This window comes from Oleiphilus sp. HI0128 (assembly GCF_001635365.1).
The window spans coordinates 1-1,598 of the sequence record NZ_LWGG01000990.1; the positions used below are offsets into that span (position 1 = coordinate 1).

At 45.7% G+C, this 1,598-nt stretch carries 1 protein-coding gene; it reads left to right on the plus strand.

The window, feature by feature from the left end; all coding sequences use genetic code 11:
• Positions 1-251: 251 nt before the first annotated feature.
• Positions 252-1,598: FAD-binding oxidoreductase (locus A3763_RS16835; RefSeq protein WP_068760241.1), on the plus strand; the 1,347-nt coding region annotated here is incomplete at its 3' end.

Consider the following 1,598-nt stretch of genomic DNA (forward strand, 5'->3'; position numbering starts at 1 on the left):
AGCATATTGTAAATATTGCTGTACGGCAGGAATGGAAGCAAAGCCCAGGTGTTTCATAATTTACTCTTCTCGCAGGAAGTTTGAGAGCACAAAAAGTGTCACTGACTGAATTTGATGATCATAATGTCTGAAATTGTCAGTGAAATTATAGTTTATTCCGTTATTATTTCGAGCTATGTCTTTCTAGAGTGTTGTCCGCTGTTAAGATGCTGGGCACTTTAAACTAAATTTGAATATATATAGGTGAACGCATGCGTCGTTGGAATGGTTGGGGAGATGAAGCAAACAAAATGGATTTGCCACCTACGGGTGAGCAATTTCTTAGTGATCTAGTGGGTGCTTCCAGCCCTTTAGCGGATGCACAGCTGAGTGAAGTTTTGGCTCAAGTTCCAGAAAGTCGTTTACCTGAGCATATATTGATTGATAAAGACCCGGAACAGCGTCTTCGTCATTCTCGCGGTCAAAGTCTGCCTGACTGGCTTGCCATGAGAAGTGGCCGCTTTGAATTCTTCCCCGACGGCGTTGCTTTTCCAGAAACTAAAGATCAGGTCGCTGAGTTGGTCGAGTTTTGTTATGAACATGACATTATCCTGATTCCCTATGGTGGTGGAACCAGCGTCGCGGGGCATATTAACCCTTTTGAATCTGATGAACCGATACTAACTTTATCGCTAGGTCGAATGACTCGCTTGATAGATTTGGATGAGGAGAGTCAGATTGCTACCTTTGGTGCCGGTACACCTGGGCCTTTAGTTGAATCTCAGCTTCGTTCTAGAGGCTATACCTTGGGGCACTTTCCCCAGAGCTTTGAGCTGTCGACCATTGGTGGTTGGGTAGCGAGCCGTTCTAGTGGACAGCAGTCTCTGCGTTATGGACGCATCGAACAAATGTTTGCTGGTGGTAGTGTCGAAACACCTAAGGGGCGTATGGATATTCAAACCATTCCTGCCTCGGCAGGCGGCCCGGATGTAAGAGAGATCTTTATGGGCTCGGAAGGGAGGATGGGCGTAATCTCTGAAGTTAAGGTACGAGTGACACCTTTAGCAGAGCAAGAAGACTTTTACGTTATTTTCTTCCCTTCGTGGACGCAAGCAAAGGAAGCAGCTCGTTATATGGTTCAGAGTAAGGTTCAACTATCGATGCTGCGCTTAAGTAATGCCGTTGAAACCACGACCCAACTTGCTTTGGCTGGTCACCCTGGCCAGATATCAATGCTTGAAAAGTATCTGAGCTTTAAAGGTGCTGCTGAAGGCAAGTGCATGATGACCTTGGGTATAACGGGGCTGCCTGAGCAGTGCCGCCCTGCCCACAAACTAATGAAGAGCATGATTCGTCGTTATCATGGCGTGTACACCGGTAACTTTTTGGGTAAGAAGTGGGCTGATAAACGCTTTAAGATGCCTTACCTACGCGAAGCTCTTTGGGAAAAGGGCTATGTGGTTGATACCCTTGAAACGGCAACCGACTGGGATAATGTAGATAATCTACTTAATAAAATTGAAGACAATTTACGCAATAGTCTTAGCGCTGAAAATGAAAAGGTCCATGTCTTTACCCATCTTTCACACTTCTACGGCCAGGGTTGCAGTATTTATACG